Below are 21,150 nucleotides of genomic sequence, written 5' to 3' on the forward strand. Positions count from 1 at the left end.
TCAAGAAGATTAGCAACCGCGAGTCTCACAATTTTTATTATTCACTAATATCTAGATATTCTGTTGCGATTTGTTGTAGTGCTTGACGGTTAACTTTCTCTTGAGAATTGCGTGGTAGATTATCAAGGCAAATCCAATGTTTAGGGATTTTGAATTTAGTTAGTTTATGTTTAAGTAAAGTTTGGATTGCTAAATAAGATATATTAGCATCTTGTGGAACATATATTGCGGTTAATGCTTGTCCCCAGTTTTTATCGGGTACACCAATTACACAAACATCGGCAACCATTTGCGTTTCACGAATAGCTGCTTCTATTTCTGCTGGGTAAACGTTTTCTCCACCTGTAATAATTTTGTCGCTGTTACGTCCGATAATATGTAGATAACCTTGGCTATCTAAAAAGCCTAAATCATCTACTTGAAAATAATCTTGATTTTTCCAAGGATTTGGATAGTAACCAAGGGTTAAAGATTTAGCTTGAATGGTAATATTTCCAATTTGATTAGCATTTAAAACTTCGCATTGTTGATTGCAAATTTTCACCTTGGCATGGGGTAAAATATGCCCACTGTTAATTTTACCTTTGAGAAAATCATCGGGTTTGAGGGTGGCAATTTGTGAGGCTGTTTCTGTCATACCATAGGTTGGTGCTAACCTAATGTTGTGGAATCTAGCTTTTTCTAATAATTCATTCCAAGCGGGTGCGCCTCCTAACATTACCGTTTGAAATTGCGCTAACCATTGGGTTAATTCTGGATTTTGTAAGAGGCGTTGTAACTGTGTTGGTACTAATGAAATGAAAAATTCTGATGGTTGAATAGAGAGAGTTTGACCAGATTCTACAGTTTTGAATGGTAGAATAACTAGTTTACCGCCAGTTGTGAACGAACGCATAAATTGCATTAATCCACTGACATGATATAGCGGTAATACGCAAAATGAATTAACTTGTTGTAGCTGAAAATATTCTGTAAAGCCTTGCACAGATGCTGTGAGGGTTTCCCAAGTGTGGATAACAAATTTTATCTTGCCTGATGAACCACCTGTGGGAATCATGATTTGGTAGGAGTGCTGAGTAAGATATTCTCCCCCTGCCCCCTGCCCCCTGCCCTCTGCCTCTTCTCTCTCTACTCCCCAAACTATATCTGGTTGGACTAATTCAAATACTTGTTGCCATTCTTGTGTTCCCCAGTTGGGGTTACAAAGGAAAACTGGACAATTCGCGGCACAGGCGGCGAGAAAGCTGGCTAGAAATTTTACAGGTTCAGGTTCAGCTAAGATAATTTTGGGTGGTGTACCGCGCTTGTTTGATATTTCTGTTAGTTCTAAATATAATTTTTCTGCTAGTGCTTGAAATTGTTGGCTGTTGTCACAAATTAGCCAATTATGTTGAGGCAAATTTTGCAGATAAGTTAAAGGCTGTTCCATATACTTTCAGGACTAGTTGTTGCTGCTGGGGCAAAAAAATGATCGATACCAAAACCAACTGCCCTGTTTTTGCGAGATAATTCTGCTGCTAACTTAAGTGCAGTTTCTCTACCAATGGCAGTTTCAAATACGGATGAAAAAACAGCATCAATTTCATGTTGTTGACAAAATTGACGCAAACGCGATCGCGAACCTATAATTCCTGGTTTAATAACGAAAATTTCTCGCCAGCCTTGTTCATAACAAGCGATGAGTTGCTGGAGTGTGGCAACAGATTCATCTAAAGCGATCGCAGTCCCGTAACATAAACTTAACTCCAGCATTCCCGCAAATTCGGCAACGGGTAGCGGTTGTTCGATAAATTCAATTTCTATCGGTAATTCTGCCTGGATATTATCGCAAGTCCACAGCCATAAATTGGCTTCTTCATAGCTAAGTCCGCCGTTAGCATCGAGGCGCAGTTTCGCTGAGGTGGGTAAGCTACGACATAGAGTATCAAATATTGCTAATTCTTTAGCGATCGCATCTACCCCTATTTTCCATTTAAATGTGCGATATCCTTTTTCCCAAAGCATTGGCCATTGCTGTAAAACCGCTTCCCCCGATGGAAGTAAGCCACTACAAGGAATCTCCTTTCCCCCTTCCCCCTTCCCCCTTCCCCCTCCTTCTAACGCTGACTCAAACCCAAATTGACAAGCACTTAGATCATCAGGAATTGAGAAAATCATCTCAGATGTAATTTCTGTGGGTAGTTGATGACAAAAATCTAAGGCTTGTTCTAAGGTTTCTGAACCAAACCAACTAATAGGGGCTATTTCTCCCCAGCCAACTTTCCCAGTTTCATCAGTAAGCCGCAGGATAATACCTTCGCGGATGTCCCAAACGCCATGACTGGTAGTTAATGGCCGTAAAAATCTACGTTTATAGGGACGAAACTCAAACTGATAACCCATCAGCCGATAAAAAATCCTAGGCCTAATAACAAGCAACTCCAAAAATTCACGTTTACAGCGATAAATTTACAGTTGCTTACTTTTTCTGGGTGGTTGTGATTTTGTTGGACGTGGCGACATAACTTAAAGGCGTAAGGTAAACTTAACCAACTCAAAAGTGTCCAAGCTGGGAACATTCCTAAAATCACAAATAACAATGTTAGAGGATAAATGCTGGCGGTAAACCAAACCAAAACTTTCGCGCCATTTGCTGTACCTAATCTGACAATAGGCGATCGCTTACCTGCGGCTATGTCATCCTGAACTTGGTGAAAGTGTGAACAAAATAAAACTAAGCTTGTGACAATGCCAACAATTACTGAAGCTGCTAAACTCGTCATCGACCAAGCTTGAGTTTGGCTGTAATAGGCTGCGGCTACTCCTAAAGGGCCAAAGGCAAAAAAGCAGAGAATTTCACCTAAACCCTGGTATCCCAAGCGAAAAGGCGGCCCTTGGTACATATAGCCTAAAAAACAGCACAACAGTATTATCCCAATTACAGTTAAGTCTTTTTGCCAAACTGCGATCGCTAGTATCCCTAATAAACCTGTTGCTAAACACAGATTTCCTATCCAAAAAATTAGCGTTTTATTACCTGTTAAATTCACTAAAGAATGATGTTTGTTTTTATCAATTCCTGTTTCAGAATCAAAAACATCATTACTGATATTCTCCCATGCCAAAATCAAAATTGCTGCTGTTAAAAAAGTTAAAAATATTGCCGAATTCAAAATTTTAGTTTCTGCAAAAGCCACTGCTGTTCCTATCCAAATAGGCATGATGGCAACACTATACATTGGCGGTTTAATTGCCGCCATCCATAGCTTACTCTTAGGACGTGAAATTTGCTTAATTGTCATACCGTTGATGTGTGAATCTGCACTTAAACTTTAACTTTTTGTGTATTCTTTTTTAGCTGTTACCTGCCTAAACGATTGATTCTTAAATTGAATCAGCTAGCTACATATAGGCAGTAATAACTTTTATTTTCTTTTATTTTACTCAGCAAACAGCACATTTTATCGAATGTTTTCAGCAAACAGCACTCAGCACTTTTTGATGATTTTTAATCTCTCCCTTAGCAAAACTTATTCTTTAGTTACAGGTCAAAACTGAGCATAGCTTGTCAGAGTTTGGTAATACCTTAAACAAAGCAAACTATACTCTGGTTAAATGGTAACTGAATATGTTACCTGTAGAAATAGACCATGATTCATTACACTTTAGGAAGATAACTTAAAAAAAATTTACTATTCCTAGATCCATGACAGTTTCACCATGTCGCAGCAACTTCTTTGTAAATCACAAAGACATCTATCAATTTCTGTTAGCGGTACAACAAAATTGCCTTAACAATAATTGTCGGCAAATTGCAAGTATTTCGCTGGAGCTTGACTGGGTTGATCCTTTAGTTGTATTAGCTAAACTAGCGCAAGCAAATGAAATAAATTTTTACTTTGAGAACAGAGGTAAAGGAGAAGCGATCGCCGCAATTGATTCTGTGGCAAAATTACAAATTGATGGGCAAGACCGTTTTAATCAAGCTGAATATTTTATCAAAAGTTGTCAACAAGATATAATCAATTTTAGTGGCAATAATCAAACTTTTTCCGGGCCACACTTTTTTTGTTACTTTAGCTTTTTTCCCAGCAATACCCAACCAGACTATCCATTTCCTTCCGCTACAATTTTTCTACCGCGTTGGCAAATATCTGTCAAAAATCAGCACTGCATCTTAGTAAGTAATATCCTAGTCACAGCCAGTACAAATTTACAAAAAGTCTGGCATAACTTATGGGCTAAAATCGAACTTATTAATTCTTTAGAATACTTTTCTCCTAAACTGGATCTGCTATCAAGAAATTTTATTAAACAATCTGTAACTAAGGCTACAGAATTTAAACGTTCTGTGAGATCAGCTTTAGACAAAATCCAGGCTAGTCATTTAAGCAAAATTGTCCTAGCTGATGCCTTGGATGTGCGCTCAAATAATCAGTTTGACTTATATAAATCATTAGATAATCTTAGACAAATACATCCTAATTGTTATATTTTTTCTACAAGTAATGGTAAAGGACAAAACTTTATTGGGGCAAGCCCAGAAAGATTAATTTGTATTCACAATCAACAGTTAATCACCGATGCTTTAGCTGGTTCTGCACCACGTGGTAAAACACCCGCAGAAGATGCGGCCAACGCTAATCGTTTGCTGAACAGCGAAAAAGAAAGGCATGAACACTCATTGGTGATTGACTTTATCACTCAACGCTTATCACAGCTAGGACTATTACCCCAGGTATTACCGCCCCGCTTGCGACAGCTATCTAATATCCAGCACTTATGGACACCGATTAATGCTGTAGTTCCGGCTAACGTTCACCCATTAAAAATTGTTGCCCAACTGCACCCTACTCCAGCCGTGGCTGGTGCTGCTAGAGATGTAGCTTGTGCAGAAATTCGGCGTTACGAAAGCTTTGAGAGGGGTTTATATGCTGCACCCTTGGGTTGGATAGACTCACAAGGAAACTGCGAGTTTATTGTTGGAATTCGTTCAGCTTTAATTGATGGCGATCGCGCTAGACTTTACGCAGGTGCAGGTATCGTCGCTGGCTCTGATCCTGATAAAGAATTTGCCGAAGTACAACTGAAACTTCAGGCGTTACTTAAAGCATTGGTTTAGTTGTATTGCAGGAGGCAATGAACATACAGCAGGGAATATTTTGCTAACTGTCAAAGCGCGATAGGATACAACCAATAGAATGCGTTTAAACGTTTGTTTATTAACCGCAAATGCGCGTTTTGTTATCCTTCAGTAGGAGGACGCAACGACACAATGGCTTCCTTAGGATAGTAAGAGTTAAAAATTTATCGTCTGGTAAATGCAATATTAATAAAATAGACAATGCCGTTAAATATTAAGGATTTACAGATTCACAGCCCTGCATTTACTTGGGGTGAATATATTCCTCAACGCTATACCAGTGACGGAGAAAACATTTCACCTCCATTGGAATGGAGTGGACTGCCAAGTGGAACTCAACAACTAGCACTAATCTGCCATGATCCGGATGCACCATTGCCCCAAGGGTTTACTCACTGGGTAATCTATGGTATTGAGCCAACGATTAACCAGATTGCTGAAGCAGACGGTAGCCAATTTACTCAAGGCTTGAACAGTACCAATCAACCCGGTTATACAGGGCCGGCTCCACCAAAGGGGCATGGGCTTCATCATTATTATTTCTGGTTATATGCCTTGGATACAAAGCTTAATCTTAAGGCAAATCTAAACCGCGAACAACTATTAGAGGCGATCGCTAATCATGTGATTGAACAAGCGCGGCTGATTGGAGTTTATCAGCGATAGTAATAGCTGTTTAAAGATGAGACAAAAGGGAGCAAATTAAAAGATGTTGTATCGAGAACTAGGCTCTACAGGAGAGAAAGTCTCTGCAATTGGATTGGGAGGATGGCATCTGAGTTTGAAATATGTAGATGAGCAACTGGCAATTAGGCTAGTTCGCCAAGCAATAGATCATGGCATCACCTTCATGGATAACAGTTGGGACTATAACGGGGGTGAAAGCGAGCGCCGGATGGGGAAAGCACTCCAGGATGGCTATCGAGACAAAGTATTCTTAATGACAAAAATTGATGGTCGCTCAAAGAAAGAAGCTACCAAACAGCTTGATGACTGCCTGCAACGTCTGCAAGTTGATTATATTGACTTAGTACAGCATCATGAAATTATCCGATTTGATGATCCGCATCGCGTTTTTGATGAAGAAGGCTCAAATGCCGCGCTAGTGGCAGCTAAAGAAGCCGGCAAGCTGCGCTATATAGGTTTTACTGGGCATAAAGACCCAGCAATTCATCTGCATATGCTGGAAGTAGCCGATAATTATGGCTTTAAGTTTGATACGGCTCAGATGCCATTAAATGTGATGGATGCACACTACAGGAGTTTTGCCAAACTAGTGGTGCCAGAACTGGTAAAACGAAACATGGGCATTTTGGGAATGAAGAGTATGGCAAATGGTATTCTGCTCAAGTCCAATACGGTAACGCCGATTGAATGTCTTCACTATGCCCTTTCTCTGCCCACCTCGGTTGTGATTACAGGAATAGACAGTATGGAAATTTTAGAGCAAGCGTTGCAGGCAGTACAGACATTTCAACCGATGACAGACTCTCAGGTGCAAGCATTGTTAGCTAAAACAGCAGCAGCAGGCGCTCGTGGTGAGTTTGAACCTTTCAAAACCTCATCTATTTTTGACGGTACTGCTCAACATCCGAATTGGCTTGGAGAGGAGCCACAACGCCTTCAGCAATTGATGTCAGCCGCCGCAGGATGAAATCACAACTGCACTCCTGGATTTGCTAATCATTCCAACTCAGCATTTGGGCTATTTGTTCGCAAATTAGTAGAGGGTTGAATGGTTTAGTAATGATTCCGGCTACATCTAATTGAGCAAAACGCTTGTAATCATTGGGTAATACTTTGGCAGTGAGCAAAATAATCGGAATCTCTTGCGTCTTGGGATTAGCTTTGATTTGTTCATAAAATTGAAAGCCATCCATGTCAGGCATTGATACATCTAGAAGAATGACATCCAAAATATAGTTTTGAGCTTGCGAAAGTCCTTCATGACCAGATTGGGCAGATATTGCTTCCCAACCGCCTAAATCCTCTAAGCAAGTGCAGGCAAGTTCTCGTAACGATTCTTCGTCATCGATGACAAGGATGCGTTTGCTCATAGTTCTCCTGGTGGTATTGGCAAAGTGAAATAAAATGTACTGCCTTCACCTAAGGTACTTTCTGCCCAAATACTACCATTATGCTTTTGAATAATACTTTGACAAATTGCCAAGCCAAGGCCTGTGCCTCCCTTAGCACGAGCATCAGAGATATCAACCTGCCCAAAACGTTCAAATATTGTTTCTAGTTTATCGGCGGGAATACCTCTACCTTGGTCTTTGACTGCAAAAAGTACCCAGTCTGATTGTGGTTGAGCAGACAAGGTAATCACCGAGTCATGCTCAGAAAATTTGATGGCGTTGCTCAACAAATTGGTTAAGGTTTGAATAATTAAGTCGGGGTCAGCCCAAACGCAAGCAGTCGTAGGAGTAATAGAAATTTTAATTGCGGCGGCGATCGCAATTGATTGTACTCCCTCTACGGCTCTTTGCATTAAATCTGCGGCATTGCATACTTCTTGGACAAGATTTACTCGCCCGGAGGACAATCGCTCTAAATCTAAAATATCATTTACCAAACGCACGAGGCGATCGCTATTAGTTAAAGCTTGCTCAACCATGCGTTTAGCTTTTTGGGGTTTGTTGTCGTAAATACCACTATTGAGCAGCCCTAAAAATCCTTGAATGGCGGTGAGTGGGGTACGAAGTTCATGGCTGACAATCGAAATGAATTCATTTTTTATTTGCTCAATAGCTTGCTGTTCGGTAACATCTTGAATTTGCAGCACATAATATAGTGGCTGGTTTTGGAAATCTCTCACTAATGACAGGCTAGTTAACCCCCAAGCAATGCGTCCGTCATTACACAAATAACGCAACTGGACTTGAACGGGACGATTCTCATTATTCAAAACTTGCGCGATGCATTGTCCCAACTGATGAATATCTTCTGGGTGCAGCAGTTCAAATACTGTGCTGTTGAAAAACTCTAACTCAGAGTAGCCCAGCATTTCACGTAACATAGGATTGATTTGCAACCATTGCTGATCTAATCCCAACAACGCCATACCGATAGGAGCATCATAAAATGCATGGCGAAATCGCTCTTCACTCTCACGCAAAGCTAATTCTGTTTGTTTAAGATTAGTAATATCTAGCAGCACCCCATACCAGGCAATTTCACCATTGGGTCGGCGTTCTGGGCGAGAGTTAGCACGCACCCAGTTAATTTTGCCAGAGGGTGTAATGATCCGCCATTCGTGGGCAAAGGGTTCTAGGGTTTTGAGACTTTTAGTAGTTAGTTGGTTGTAGAGCAGCAAGTCATCAGGATGCACTTGGTTATAAGTAAGCATAACATCCTCTAAAACTGCTTCTGGTTCGAGTTCTTGAATTTCCCGAATTCCTGGACTGACATATTCGTATCTCATCTCATTGGTATCGGGCAAATAAACTAAAATGTAAATTTGTGCTGGTGAAACTGCGGCAATTTTTTGAAACCGAGCTTCGCTGTGTCTGAGAGCTTCTTCAATATTTTTGCGATCGCTAATGTCTGACATTACACCATGCCAAAGCAGTGTGCCATCTTTGCAGCGTTCTGGTCGAGAATGTGCCTGAACCCACTTGATTTTGCCACTAGGAGTAATGATTCGCCACTCGTGTTTAAAGGGTTCCATGTTTTCCAGAGCGCGGATAACTGCTTGTTGATGCCCTGCGCGATCTTCGGGATGGAAACAGTCAAATGCAACCATTGGATCTTTGAGTGCCTCAGCCACGGGAATTTCCTGAATTTCTTCAAAAGCTTGGCTAAGATATTCAAACCGGACAGGTTTACCTGGATATTCTTCAATTGTGTAGATGATTGCTGGTGAAGCCGCACCTAACTGCTGAAATCGAGCTTCGCTGTGCCGTAAAGCTGCTTCAATTTCTTTGCGCTCAGTAATATCTAGATTTGTTCCGAGTAACTGTATTACTTGTCCTTGTGTGTCAGTTACAGCTTCTCCTCTAGCTTCAACATATCGAGTTGCGCCATTGGGTTGAATGAGTCGGAACTCTGTTTTATAGGGGTTTTGAGTTGTGAGCGTTTGCTCCAGGTTGTGCCGTAGGCCTTCTCTGTCGTCGGGATGAATTAGCTCAAAAAATTGAGCTATAGAGGGTTCTGGTACAGATAGACTCCAACCAAAGATTCGGAAACTTTCTTCAGACCACGTAATTTTCTGGGTTTTGATATCCAGTTCCCAACTGCCTACATGGGCAACTTGCTGGGCGCGACGAAGAGCAGCTTCACTTTGTAGTATAGCTGCTTCGACTCGTTTACGATCAGTTATATCTGTTACCCGTACTAGATGGATGACTTGGTTAGCGATCGCCACTTCTTTAGCCGCTAGGTTGCCCCAAAACAAATTTCCCTTGCGTGTGAGGTATTGAGTTTCCGCGCTCCATACACCTTTTTCCTCTATTTGGGCGGTAATTTGGGACAGTTCTTCAGGAGTAAATTGATGTACCTGAAGCTGGTGTCCTGGAATACCAATTAGTTCGGCTTTACTGCCTGCTTCAAATAATTCTACTGCGCGATGATTACAATCTGAAATTAACAAGGTTTGGGAATCGACCAAAAACAAAGCATCAGCAGATTCGTTATAAATACTTTCACGCAAGTCTTTTTGGCGACGCAGTTCTAATTCTGCTTCTTTGCGATTGCTGATATCTTTAGTAACTGCAATTATATGTGCTTGTCCCCCAAGCTCAATGATATCTGCGGAAACCAGGACTGTAATTACCTTACCTGATTTGTGAACAATAGAAAATTCTTGGTTACGAACTGTTTTACCTGAGAGTAAATCTTGCAGATAGTATTGCTTTGCCCCTACACTAGCCCAATATATCAGATTTGCCCCTGCGTCACCGATAACTTCTTCCCTAGAATAACCATATAAATCAATAAAGGCATCATTCACATCTATGCAATGGCCATTCAGGGTCAGAATCGCCATTGCTTCTGGACAAGTACGGAAGACTTTAGTGAAGCGTTCTTCTGACTGTTCTAAAGCAGTTTTGACAGATTCATAAGACTGTTTTAGCTGTTGGGACATCCAATGAAAGGAGTTCTGCAAAACTTGGAACTCTGCGATGATGCTATTTTGGCCAATGGCTTGATTCCATTCGCCGTTTGCCAATGCCAAGCTAGTTTGACCTAATTGTTGCATAGGTCGGACAATAAATTGGGTGAGCAATAATCCTAAAGCGATCGCACCAACTAAAGCCGCAACACTAAAAATTAAGGTCAAACGCGTATTTGTATCAATTTCTGCGGTAAAATCTGATGCTGGCAAGACTGTCACAATCAACCAGTCGAGTCCAAATTGATCACCATAAGGGATGATTAATAAAAATTGCTTTTTGCCTTCTATATCAAAGTAAAGTTGTTGTGCCGTCTTAATTTGAGTTAAGTTCCCAAAACGAGAAGCTAAATGCTTACCTGCTAAACTAATCAGAGGTTCCTTACTTTCTATCACCTTGAGACGTTTGTTTTGTGTTCCATTAGCACCTGTCAGAAATGGTTGTTCAGAGGTCGAATTAGCTACCATCAATCCTGAACGTTCCATAATAAATACTTGGCCGTGAGTACCTACTTGCAATTTTTTGAGAAACTCACTAATAGTCAAAAGGTCTATATCGCTAGTAAAAACGCCTTGAAGTTGTTGTTTTTGGTTATAAATAGGATAGCTGGCGGCAATGCCTAAACCTCTAGAAGCTGGTATGTACAAAAAAATTGATGTCCAGGTTGGTTTGCCTATTAAAAGTGCTTTTTGATAAAAAGGTCTTTGCGTTCCATCATAATTTTGCTGATTAACTAATAATTTTTTCCGCTTGCCTTGATTATCTACGCTATATACATAAAGCTCTCCTTTCCTAAAATTCTTGGTAAAGGAAATGCTGAGTCCGCGTTCATCGTTTCCCGCTCCCACAAGTCCACCTTGGGGATTAATAAAGTGAATTCTCTTGGAATCGAATTCTTGAATTTGACTTAAAAAATAGCTTTCTAAATTTTGAGGGTTAGTGATGTCTATATTTTTTAGTTCGCTAGCTTGAGCATTAAGGCGATTAATTAAATGTGGAGTCTTTAAATAATTACTCAAATATAAATGAATGCGATCGCTGATTTCGCTCATCAGCTTATATGCCAAGCTATTGACTGAACGCTGAGAATTTTGCAGTGAGATATAACTTACTAAACCTGTGGTTCCCCCAATTAACAGCACAAAGGGTACGGTGAGGATGAGCCGTAAAGGAATTTTCAGCGTTTGGTTGTTAGCTAGCCTTTGCCTCACCTTTGCATCCTCTACTTCTAGGTTTTTAATATTTCCTGGACACGAGAACGATTAATCCGGCTGATCACACGAGTGATTAACTCTTTGCCCTCTACAGGCTTGCCGATAAAATCGTCGGCTCCTGCTGCAAACACCTGTTGAATTGTTTTATTATCTGTATGGGCAGTAACTACTAATATCGGCAAATTTCCCCAATAAGCATCTTGTCTGACTACACGGCACAAGTCAATACCGCTATATATTGGCATTTCTAAATCGATCATTAATAAGTCAGGAGTTATTTTAATTAGTGACTCCCAAAATTTTTGAGGGTTTTGCAAGGTTTTCACCGTCAGTCCCCAAGGTTGCAATACATTGGATAATATATCCAGCATTACAGGATCATCATCTACGATCATCACCTTAGCTGGACTAGCTTGAGATTGAGGTATGACTTTGGTAATTGCTTGAAATACTTTAGTAATAGTAGGCTGACTCAAAAATCCTTGTATTCCTAAACGAGCAACAGCTACTCTTTGGGCAAGATTGTCTTGGTTTGCTACTACAATAATTGATGTATTCGGAAATTTTTGTTTGAGTTTTGCGAGTAATTTTAAACTTTTTTGACTCGATTTTTGCCCATTGAGATTGAACAAAATTACTTTGGGAGATGGAGAAATATTTTGGGGAATATTTTCCAAGTTGGCAGCTACTTCGATTCTGACTCCCCAACTTGCAGCTTGCATTTTCAGTTCGTTAGCAAAAGATTCATCCGCCATCGCCAGGACTAAAGGAAACCCTTTTGGTTCTATTTGTTCAACAGTTAAGGGCTTCGGAGGTCGGCTGATTATTCCTTTAAGTTGACTAATCAGTTGCGACAGTTTAACAGCATCTTCTAACGTTAAATCTTGTTCTTTGACTAGCAAATGTTCAATTGCTTGAGCTAACTTTGAACCGATTTCGTAGCCAAATGAACCTAGCGTTCCTGCTAATTTGTGTGCTTCGTTGCTGGCTTGCTGCCGGATTTGGGGCAACAATTCTCCTGCGTATAAGGCAAGTTCTGCTTGCTCTAGCAAAGTTAAGCGTTGGGCAAAGGTATCTTTGTAGCGTTCTATAGTTTTGTTGATAGCTGCGATCGCTTTTTGACTTTTTGCTTGTTCTTGTTCACTATCGGGTGTTGGTGGGGGTTTTAGCCGATAGCCCAAGCCATAAACGGTTTCTAGTAATTCTGCCGACATTCCTATGGTCTTTAGCTTGTGGCGTAAGTCTTTAATTAAATTAGTGACCGCCCCTTCACTTGGTGTAGCATCAACTGACCATAGGTGATCAATAATATCACTCCGGCTAAACACACGTTGTGGATTACGCAAAAATAGCCTGAGCAAACTATACTCTTTCGGACTTAAAGATATAGGTTTGCCTTCATAGGTAACTTCTGCCGACACAATGTTGAAGCATAAATTTCCCCAACTCAACACACTTGGTCTTAACTGGGTCGTACCGCGTCGCAGTAATGCTCGTATCCGCGCTAACAACTCTGAGATATCGTAGGGTTTAATCACATAATCATCTGCACCAGCATCTAATCCTTTGACTACATCGGCACTCTGATCTTTGGCTGTCAGTAGAAGAATCGGCTTTTGAATGCCCTGTGCGCGAAGTTGCCGACAAAGGTTAATTCCATCAAGTTTAGGAATCAGTAGATCCAACAATATCAGGTCAAAGTTGGATACAGTTGCTAATGCTAAACCGTTCTGCCCATCTGCTGCCACTTCAACTGTATAATGTTCGGCTGTGAGAACCTCACTTAGTATGGTCGCAGTTGGTAAATCGTCTTCTACCAGCAGAATCTTCACAACTTCTACTATTTACCTACTAATGATTGAGATGATCTAACACAGACATAGATGCTTAATCTTAGAATAGTTAAGCTTTTTCCCAGTATCTATTGTTTAATTATTTGTCCGTATTTTTTTTAGTAAACAAGTTTTAAGATACCGCAATTTGCTTGATCAATCAAGCCTAAACTATAAAACCTCTGGATTTATCAACATCGCCAACACCAATTTTCAATTTTGTTTACACCTTGGGGAGAAGCCTTAATCCATTCTTGGTATCAGCAAGCTCTGGTAAAATTAACGCATCTGCCTAATGTTAATAAGGCTGCAATTCAAACAAATCTTTCTTGTCAGCTAGATTGGGTAGAGGAATGTAATAAAGATAAATTAGCACTTTGGGCAACTTTTCATTCAGAATGGGTATCACGCGATCGCTTTTTAGCAAAATGCCTTGACTTAGACAACAAAAATATTAAATTTAGCGTCGGAGTTGTCGGTTTTCCGAAGTTTAAAACAGAAATAGCTGCTTTACGTCAGGAGTTACCAAGCCACGTATATTTGTGGATTAATGCTGTAAAATCTGAACTTTCTAATTTATCATCAGCAGACAGAGAATTTTTCCAATCTATCGATCCATTATATGAATTAAATACTCATCATTACCCTAGCTTTGGTAAATCTTGCCAGGCTGGAAAAACAGCGATTTCTGTTGATGGTGATGGTACAATGCGCCGATGTCACTTTATAAAAGCACCAATTGGTAATATTTTTAATACTGAATGGGAAGCAGCTTTATCTGATCAACCTTGTACCAACCAAACTTGTCATTGTCATATTGGTTACGTGAATTTAGATTATTTAAAAATGAATCAGGTGTTTGGTAGTGGGATGTTAGAAAGAATTCCTGATAATTAATTGGGTTAATCCTCCACTAGCCCCTAATCTCTTATTCAAATTCCTCAATAGTTGCAGGAGGAGTAGCACTTTTGTTACTAGTAGCGATCCGCGACTCATACCAAGCCATAAGCGGAGTGGAACTAATTCCATGCAAAATCACAGAAACCACGATAGTAGTGTAAGTTATCCAAGCAATTTGCTCGGCGGGTTCTCCCTTAAGTCCATTACCAAATGCATAGGCAAGATAGTATAACGAGCCAACACCACGAATACCAAACCAGCCAAATAACCAGCGAGTTCCAGAATGTAATTTACGACGAGGAGGATTTATATGGCGTTTACCAATTGTACTAACCCAAGCTCCCACAGGTCGGATGATTAAAAATAAGCAAGCAATGACTAATAATGATTGCCCAAAATAATCGACCATAGGCTGGAATAATAATATTGAGCCTAGTAATAAAATTGTCCCTACTTCCATGAGCTTTTCTAACTGCTCAATAAACTCTAATTGCTCTAATGGTTTTTCTCGATTTCGATAACTGCGTTGCACTATTAAACCAGCAACAAATACTGCCAAAAAACCATAACCATTAACAAATTCTGTTAAACTATAAGTTAACAAAATAATACTAATAGCGATAAAATCTTCCATTAACTTATCGGCAGAACGCCGTTTTTGAATTTTTTGGTCGATCCAAACTACGACTGTTGGCACAATAATTCCCATAACTATACCAGCAGCGATCGCCCAAATTAAATCAACTGCTATCCAATCTTTAAACCAGTTGTTCCAATTATTATCTTTGAGCGCATGGATACCAAAATACACAAACGGAAAAGCTAAAGCATCATTTAAACCGCCTTCCGAAGTTAAACCAAAACGCAACTCATCTTGGTCATGAGTATCTGTTAGTTGCACCTCAGAAGCTAAAACTGGGTCAGTTGGTGCGAGAATTGCTCCTAATAAAATAGCCTCTCCCCAACCCATATTTAAAAATATCTTGCCGACAATAGCCAAGCCGAAGATTGATATCGGCATTAAAAATAAAATTAGCCGCGACGTGATACCCCAATCTCTAAAATTAAGTGGACGAATAATTTTTAAGCCACAACTAAAAACTGAAACAATAACTACAAACTCAGTAATTCTTTCTAGTAATTCTGCATTAAATAATTCTTGCTGCCGTAATTTAATTAAACCTAAACCATAAGGGCCAAGAAAAATTCCTACTACTAGATAGATGAGCGCAAAAGATAGAGGTAATCGAGTAATCCAGCCAGATGCTAATGTAACTCCTAGCAGGAGTAACCCAATTAAAAACAAGTCAATAATATATATATCTATCATGATAATTAGTAGATAAGAGCAGTACCCCGCAGTCAGTTTAGTGAGAATATTTTTAGTATTAAATTATCTATAGATAGATATTTGCTTTGCAAGATGGAATAAACAAGATCCCCGACTTCTTGAAGAAGTCGGGGATCTGAAGCCCTGGCATTTGTGAATTATTGAGGGCATTTTAAAATTTTCTCGATGGCTGGAGTGAAACTAAATGTCTGTGTTGGCAGATTCCAACTACCATAAACACCATTTCCTAGCGGTAAGCCATCACGATTGAAAACCAGAGCGTGTCCTGGCGCATTGGGGTTTTCCACCACAGCCAAGGAAGATTTGCCTGGCCCTGTCCAGTAGATTTTGCCGTCAGGAGCTAACCTGACCCCAGAATAGCCAGTTATATCTCCAATAGCTAATGTATCGATTTCAGTTTCTTTCTCAGTTACCAAATCTATTTGGTGTGGTGTAGCACTCCAACCTTCTAAGGTATGTTTGCGCCACTGTTTAAACTCCCAATCACCCTTAGCATAATATAGCTTTGTCGCATCAGGTGAAAAGGCGCAAGAGTAACCAGCAGAACCACGAATTAAAAAATCACTGTGGCTAAGTTTTCCAGTAGCGCGGTTAAAGTTAGCCACCACAATTCCCAATCCTGCCACACCTAAAGCAACTAACTTATAATCGGGGCTGAAGACAATTGAACTTTTATGAACTCTTGTTCCTACCGACGGGTTAAGCCGATCTTGTGGGAACGCAATGGGTGAGGAAACGTATTGGGCATTGATGCCATTTTTGTCTACTAAGTAGGCACGGATTTGGGTTCTGCCGTTGAACATCAGTAACCAAAAAGACGTAGCATCACTATGAGGTGCTACCCCAAGGGCCTCTCCTGGGTGATAGTGTTTCTCTGTGATTTTTCGGTTCAACCGAGTAACTGAGCCATTTGCACCTTTTGACAAATCAGCAATAGAGTAATATATCGCTTGATTATCGTTTGTAAAAATATAGAATTTATCAAGATGATCACCAGGGGCGGGTACAATTGCCACTGCCTGTGTTGCCGACCAATTAGTTGCACCCCAAACTCCATCTCTTAAAATTTGATGAGTTTGTCCGTTGAAGATGAACTGACCATCACTATATAACCGGAGTTGGCTTGTTAGAGGATCTGTATAGCTGGCAGTTGCCTCAAAACCGGAACTCTGTCCAGTAGCAGCGATAATTTTTGGACGAGTACTACCAAAGTCAATCAGGACTTTTTTGCCAACTCCTGTATACCAAAATCGATCTGGAACAGCGACTTTCGGAATGGATAGTGTATTCATAGTGGAATAGCACTAAGAAAATTTTGCTTATCTTAGTGGTGGAATGTGTTTGATTTTTATACAGATTTATTATTCTTGATGATTCGTATCAAGTTAACTGCTAGCTTACAATGTTGAAGTTGACTATGCAAGGACAGTTAAGACAGTTAAGACAGTGAAAACAAGATAGAAAAATATGCCATTAATTAACTAGTGTTTAAGGCAGCCTGGCAATAAAATCACTAATTTTAAATCCAAAATCCGTCTTGAAAAGTTTACTCAAGTCGAGCCACTGCGTGGCGGAAGTTCTCCCCGTTGAAGCAAGTGGCGTGACAAATCTGCCCACGCAAATTTTATAAGACTTATTTTATTTACAGTTATTAAAATAATTTGGCTAACGAATATTAATTTAAGCCGATCGCCTTATCGGTTCTGCTTGATTGCGTTGTTGTAATTGATGCATATGATTAAACAAATGCCAGCAATATTCTTCAGGTAAACCACAAGTAACCGCACCCCGCAGGACAACATTAAAATACCAGTCGTTCGGAGCCATTTCTTCGGGTAGCTTGTCAACCACTACATAGGTGCGAACATTTTTATATATAGAATTATGGCTGTGAATTTCTACTATTTCGTGTTGATAAAATCTTTGAGCAACACCTTCGCGTTTGTCTAAGTGTTCACTTAGCCGCCAGGGTAGCCGATAAAGTACACCTTTGACACTGGCTTTGGGATCTTTGACTACATCCAAAACCCCACATTTGCGGGTGTGGGAATATGAATAAAATCCTAGACGGTATCCTTTTAATACTCCAGTCCCGATGACGTAAGGGTGGGTGTTTTCGCCCAGCGATCGCTTTAAATCCACCGGACACATACAAGAGCCATACGCAAAATAGTAAAACTCTGGCTCTGTTTGTAACTCTTGTTGCAGTTTCACATCTAACTTTGCAGGATTATGAGATTGCACCCAATTGTAACCTGAGTGTCGATTTTGGTTACTCATCTATCCCTAGAAGTATTAACTACATAAAGAATTATATCATAAACTCGCTATATAATACAACTAAAAATCTACCGATGATTAGGAGATTTGAGTATTTATTCTATAGAAGATAACCAATTTTTCGCAGCAGCAGGGGAGCGTAAGTGTACAAAATTCAGATGATGATATTTAGATGCTTGAAATAGTGCCTGATATTTTTGGCGATTTTTGCCGTAAGTCTGAATTGCCCACAATAAAATAGAGTCACGACTCATGAATGACTTTTGCCATGTTTCATAATTACCATTGCAGACTTGTTGTTGTGTGACTACCCGCGAAAATGTGCGCCGCAATATTCGACTCATAACCACTGGCCAAGAATAGTCTAACCACACAACTGTATCTGCCCTTGCCCAGATAATATCTTGTACTATGCTGTAATTGCCATCGACAACCCAGCGATCGCCACATAAAGATTGAGCAACGCGATCGCGCATTACATCATTTGGCACTTCTACCCAGTTAGGTTCCCAGTGCAGGTAGTCTAATTCCACATGGGGTATAGCAAGGCGTTGAGAGATTTGCCGAGCCAAGGTTGTTTTACCTGAACCAGTAGTTCCGACAACAGAAATACGTTGCATTTAACTTGATGATTTGGCGTTGTTTGAACCTGTTATTGCTCTGATGTAAGTCTAAGATATCAAGTATCAATTAAATATTGCAATACCAAATTAATTTATGTATTTTAATTGAGGATATAAGTATAAATTTTAATTTTTTGTATTTATGAGAATCAAGAATATATAACAACTAAAATTCCTCCAAAATTTTATAAATTTCAGGAACTTTTACTAAAAATACTTATGCTATAGGAATCTAGTTTGATTACTGAACTACTTATGTAGTCAGGCAATAGGGAAGAGGCAATAGGCAATAGCAAAGAAGGCAGGTAACGATGTACTGATTTTTTTTAAAAATCAAATATGAGTTTTATATATAGATTATTAAATTCTTCTCTATAAATTGGTAGAGAAAATTTTATCTATCTTTTGACTTTAACAGTTACCTCATCTGGGAGAAACGTCTGTTAAGTAGTGTTGTTAATCTGTGTACAGATGAGATTTCTGAGGTGGTTATGAATATTCTTGCTTGGATAATATTAGGACTTTTAGCTGGTGCGATCGCCAAAGCCATATACCCTGGTTATCAAGGCGGTGGAATCCTTTCGACAATGATTTTAGGTATTATTGGTGCTTTTATAGGTGGTAGTTTATATTCATTGCTGAGTTCAGGCACTTTGCAATTAACCGCCGCAGGTTTTAGTCTTCCTGGTTTATTTATTGCAGTGATTGGTGCAATTATTGCTATTTACCTATGGGGATTGTTACAAAGAAGCAGCAATGCCTAGTTTGATGCAATCATTTATATAAAGAGTGTTTGTTGATTTTATATATAGCACTCTTGACAACCTTAAAATATGGGTTTAATTAATCACAACCATATTTTACTGTAGAAAGTGAGTTTTGTTAAATTGGACACACTAATAGTTGGTTTATTGGCAGTTTCTAATCTGCTTAATTAATAGCAGTAACAATAGTTAGAAACTGCCAATTCAATAAATTTATTCACTAGTTTTTTTGTTCAAACTTATCGTAGAGGAATTTCATGTTTTTCCACAAAAAAGAACCAATTCATGCAGTAAACATTAATGAGCCTAATCCTCGGTTTGCTCAGTTACTTCTTGAGCAGTTTGGCGGCGCGACTGGAGAATTAACAGCAGCTCTGCAATATTGGGTACAATCTTTCCATGTTGAAAATGCTGGAATTCGGGATATGTTGCAAGATATTGCCATTGAAGAATTCAGCCATTTAGAAATGGTTGGTAAACTCATTGAAGGCCACACTAAGAATACAGATCAAACAGAAGTTTATAAAAGTACTCTGTTTGCTGTTCGCGGTATAGGGCCTCACTTTTTAGATAGCCAAGGTAGTGCGTGGACAGCCAATTACATCAATGAAGGTGGGGATGTAGTGCGCGATTTAAGAGCCAACATTGCAGCTGAAGCTGGCGCACGTCAAACTTACGAAGAGTTAATCAAGTTAGCATCAGATCAAGGTACTAAAAATACTCTAGTGCATCTATTAACACGGGAAATTTCTCATACCCAAATGTTCATGAAAGCTCTAGATTCATTGGGTAAATTAACAGATCCATTTTTTGGTAATATTCAACCGGATGAAACGGTGGATATTTACTATAACCTGTCAAGCAATGGTACTCAGGATGAGCGCGGCCCTTGGAATTCTGAGCCTACATTTAAATATGTTGCCAACCCTCTAGAACGCAAGACTAACTAATTTTCTTGCCTCCTAATTTGTTTGTCAAACCTCAATGATAACCACCTGAGTCAGGGGGAGTTCTTTCTCTGACTCATTTTCTTATGTCTTTTTTCTACCTTAAGGAGATTAATTTGTGATTGTTAAGCCTACTCAAAATGGTTGGGAAGTTATTTATCATCGCGCCCATGCTTTACTCGCAGCGCAACTAGCAGGACAGTGGCGGCGCAAAAATGCTCCACCTCGCTTATATGAAACACTAGCAGCAATTTCCCATCACGATGATTTAGAAAAAGAGTGGGAAGAAAATAATCTTACGGAAGCTGGCGCACCAATGGATTTCATGTTAAATCCAAAGATGGAAGTTGATAAGTTAGAAAATCTAGTTAAAAATGCTCACTATCGCGGACGTTGGGTAACTCTATTAATTTCTAAGCATCTGTGTCGGATTAATGAAGCAAGACGAGGAAAATCTCCAGAATTAGACAAGTTTTTAGACGAACAATTTCAAAAGCAAGAACATTGGCGTAAGGAGTTAGGAATTACAACAGACGAACTCGATGAAGCTTACGCGTTTATGCAATGGTGCGATCGCTTGTCGTTGATTCTCTGTCAAAATGAATTACCAGCTGATGAACGGTTTTTAGAAATTAGTCAGGGGCCTGATGGTCAACGTTATGACATCATGCAACGTAGCGATAACTTGGTGACTGTTCAACCTTGGCCTTTTGAAGATGAAAAATTCACTGTCAATGTTGAAGCTTGCGAATTATCCCAAGTGAAATTTGAAACTCCATCTCAATTAGTACAAGCACTTCAACAAGCTCCTATCACAGTGCTGGAGTGGACTTTTGTTGCTGACTAATCTCATTCACCTGGACTAACTTGGCGATTGCTTTGGTAATTTCTTGCCAAATCCACGCTTTTAGCGCAGGTTGAAAACTTGTAACCTCGGTTTTAGATACCTGAGGTTTTCTTTACTTAAATAATAAGTAGAGGTTTGAGTTTTATACTATAGCAG

The 21,150-nt window shown here is 39.7% G+C and carries 17 protein-coding genes; 7 read left to right on the top strand and 10 right to left on the bottom strand.

Annotated elements, in window-relative coordinates; all coding sequences use genetic code 11:
• Positions 1–37 precede the first annotated feature (37 nt).
• Genes H6G76_RS08135 through menA form a run of 3 tightly spaced genes read right to left on the bottom strand, consistent with a single transcriptional unit; the run spans position 38 to position 3,281 of the window.
• On the bottom strand, positions 38–1,429 hold the full coding sequence (locus H6G76_RS08135) for a 2-succinylbenzoate--CoA ligase (RefSeq protein ID WP_190698160.1): 1,392 nt from the start codon (positions 1,427–1,429) through the stop codon (positions 38–40).
• Positions 1,414–2,382, bottom strand: a complete 969-nt coding sequence (locus tag H6G76_RS08140; RefSeq protein ID WP_190698163.1) for an o-succinylbenzoate synthase — start codon at positions 2,380–2,382, stop codon at positions 1,414–1,416. The genes H6G76_RS08135 and H6G76_RS08140 overlap by 16 nt, the downstream gene beginning before the upstream one ends.
• On the bottom strand, positions 2,382–3,281 hold the full coding sequence (gene menA / locus H6G76_RS08145; protein ID WP_190698166.1) for a 2-carboxy-1,4-naphthoquinone phytyltransferase: 900 nt from the start codon (positions 3,279–3,281) through the stop codon (positions 2,382–2,384). Before menA ends, H6G76_RS08140 begins: the two co-directional genes overlap by 1 nt.
• A 404-nt stretch (positions 3,282–3,685) precedes the next feature.
• Between menA and H6G76_RS08150 the strand changes: the two genes are divergently transcribed.
• From H6G76_RS08150 to H6G76_RS08160, 3 genes are all read left to right on the top strand, one after another.
• Positions 3,686–5,101, top strand: coding sequence for an isochorismate synthase MenF (locus H6G76_RS08150; RefSeq protein ID WP_190698169.1), 1,416 nt, complete (start codon positions 3,686–3,688; stop codon positions 5,099–5,101).
• A 222-nt stretch (positions 5,102–5,323) separates the two neighbouring features.
• On the top strand, positions 5,324–5,788 hold the full coding sequence (locus tag H6G76_RS08155; RefSeq protein ID WP_190698172.1) for a YbhB/YbcL family Raf kinase inhibitor-like protein: 465 nt from the start codon (positions 5,324–5,326) through the stop codon (positions 5,786–5,788).
• A gap of 43 nt (positions 5,789–5,831) precedes the next feature.
• Positions 5,832–6,776, top strand: coding sequence for an aldo/keto reductase (locus H6G76_RS08160; RefSeq protein WP_190698175.1), 945 nt, complete (start codon positions 5,832–5,834; stop codon positions 6,774–6,776).
• Between the two features lie 25 nt (positions 6,777–6,801).
• On the opposite strand, the gene H6G76_RS08165 is transcribed toward H6G76_RS08160, so the two are convergent.
• From H6G76_RS08165 to H6G76_RS08175, 3 genes are read right to left on the bottom strand one after another with little or no spacing between them, the layout of a single operon-like run.
• Positions 6,802–7,179 carry a response regulator gene (locus H6G76_RS08165; RefSeq protein WP_190698178.1) on the bottom strand — a complete coding sequence of 126 codons (378 nt, stop codon included), beginning with the start codon at positions 7,177–7,179 and terminating at the stop codon, positions 6,802–6,804.
• Positions 7,176–11,447, bottom strand: a complete 4,272-nt coding sequence (locus H6G76_RS08170; RefSeq protein ID WP_190698181.1) for a PAS domain S-box protein — start codon at positions 11,445–11,447, stop codon at positions 7,176–7,178. Before H6G76_RS08170 ends, H6G76_RS08165 begins: the two co-directional genes overlap by 4 nt.
• Before the next feature lie 17 nt (positions 11,448–11,464).
• A complete protein-coding gene (locus H6G76_RS08175) occupies positions 11,465–13,282 on the bottom strand; it encodes a response regulator (RefSeq protein WP_190698184.1) in 1,818 nt (605 codons plus the stop codon).
• 186 nt (positions 13,283–13,468) lie between these two features.
• Here H6G76_RS08175 and H6G76_RS08180 point away from each other — a divergent pair, with 186 nt between their 5' ends.
• Complete coding sequence (locus H6G76_RS08180; protein WP_190698344.1) at positions 13,469–14,179, top strand: STM4011 family radical SAM protein; 711 nt, start codon at positions 13,469–13,471, stop codon at positions 14,177–14,179.
• 31 nt (positions 14,180–14,210) lie between these two features.
• Here the strand turns inward: H6G76_RS08180 and H6G76_RS08185 are convergent, their stop codons facing one another.
• The 4 genes from H6G76_RS08185 to H6G76_RS08200 form a co-directional block, all read right to left on the bottom strand.
• Complete coding sequence (locus H6G76_RS08185; RefSeq protein ID WP_190698187.1) at positions 14,211–15,512, bottom strand: sodium:proton antiporter; 1,302 nt, start codon at positions 15,510–15,512, stop codon at positions 14,211–14,213.
• Positions 15,513–15,670: 158 nt separating this feature from the next.
• On the bottom strand, positions 15,671–16,825 hold the full coding sequence (locus tag H6G76_RS08190) for a hypothetical protein (RefSeq protein ID WP_190698190.1): 1,155 nt from the start codon (positions 16,823–16,825) through the stop codon (positions 15,671–15,673).
• A gap of 388 nt (positions 16,826–17,213) precedes the next feature.
• Positions 17,214–17,813 carry a gamma-glutamylcyclotransferase gene (locus H6G76_RS08195; RefSeq protein WP_190698193.1) on the bottom strand — a complete coding sequence of 200 codons (600 nt, stop codon included), beginning with the start codon at positions 17,811–17,813 and terminating at the stop codon, positions 17,214–17,216.
• A gap of 95 nt (positions 17,814–17,908) precedes the next feature.
• Positions 17,909–18,433, bottom strand: coding sequence for a EutP/PduV family microcompartment system protein (locus tag H6G76_RS08200; protein WP_190698196.1), 525 nt, complete (start codon positions 18,431–18,433; stop codon positions 17,909–17,911).
• A gap of 494 nt (positions 18,434–18,927) precedes the next feature.
• On the opposite strand from H6G76_RS08200, the gene H6G76_RS08205 reads away from it, so the two are divergent.
• The 3 genes from H6G76_RS08205 (at position 18,928) to H6G76_RS08215 (ending at position 20,994) form a co-directional block, all read left to right on the top strand.
• Positions 18,928–19,200: a GlsB/YeaQ/YmgE family stress response membrane protein gene (locus H6G76_RS08205; RefSeq protein WP_190698199.1), complete on the top strand. Its 273-nt coding sequence runs from the start codon at positions 18,928–18,930 to the stop codon at positions 19,198–19,200.
• Positions 19,201–19,457: 257 nt separating this feature from the next.
• Positions 19,458–20,150, top strand: a complete 693-nt coding sequence (locus H6G76_RS08210) for a manganese catalase family protein (protein WP_190698202.1) — start codon at positions 19,458–19,460, stop codon at positions 20,148–20,150.
• A 115-nt stretch (positions 20,151–20,265) separates the two neighbouring features.
• Positions 20,266–20,994: a DUF3891 family protein gene (locus H6G76_RS08215; protein WP_190698204.1), complete on the top strand. Its 729-nt coding sequence runs from the start codon at positions 20,266–20,268 to the stop codon at positions 20,992–20,994.
• The last annotated feature ends 156 nt before the right edge of the window (positions 20,995–21,150 follow it).

Source organism: Nostoc sp. FACHB-152 (assembly GCF_014697475.1).
GTDB lineage: Bacteria > Cyanobacteriota > Cyanobacteriia > Cyanobacteriales > Nostocaceae > Nostoc_B.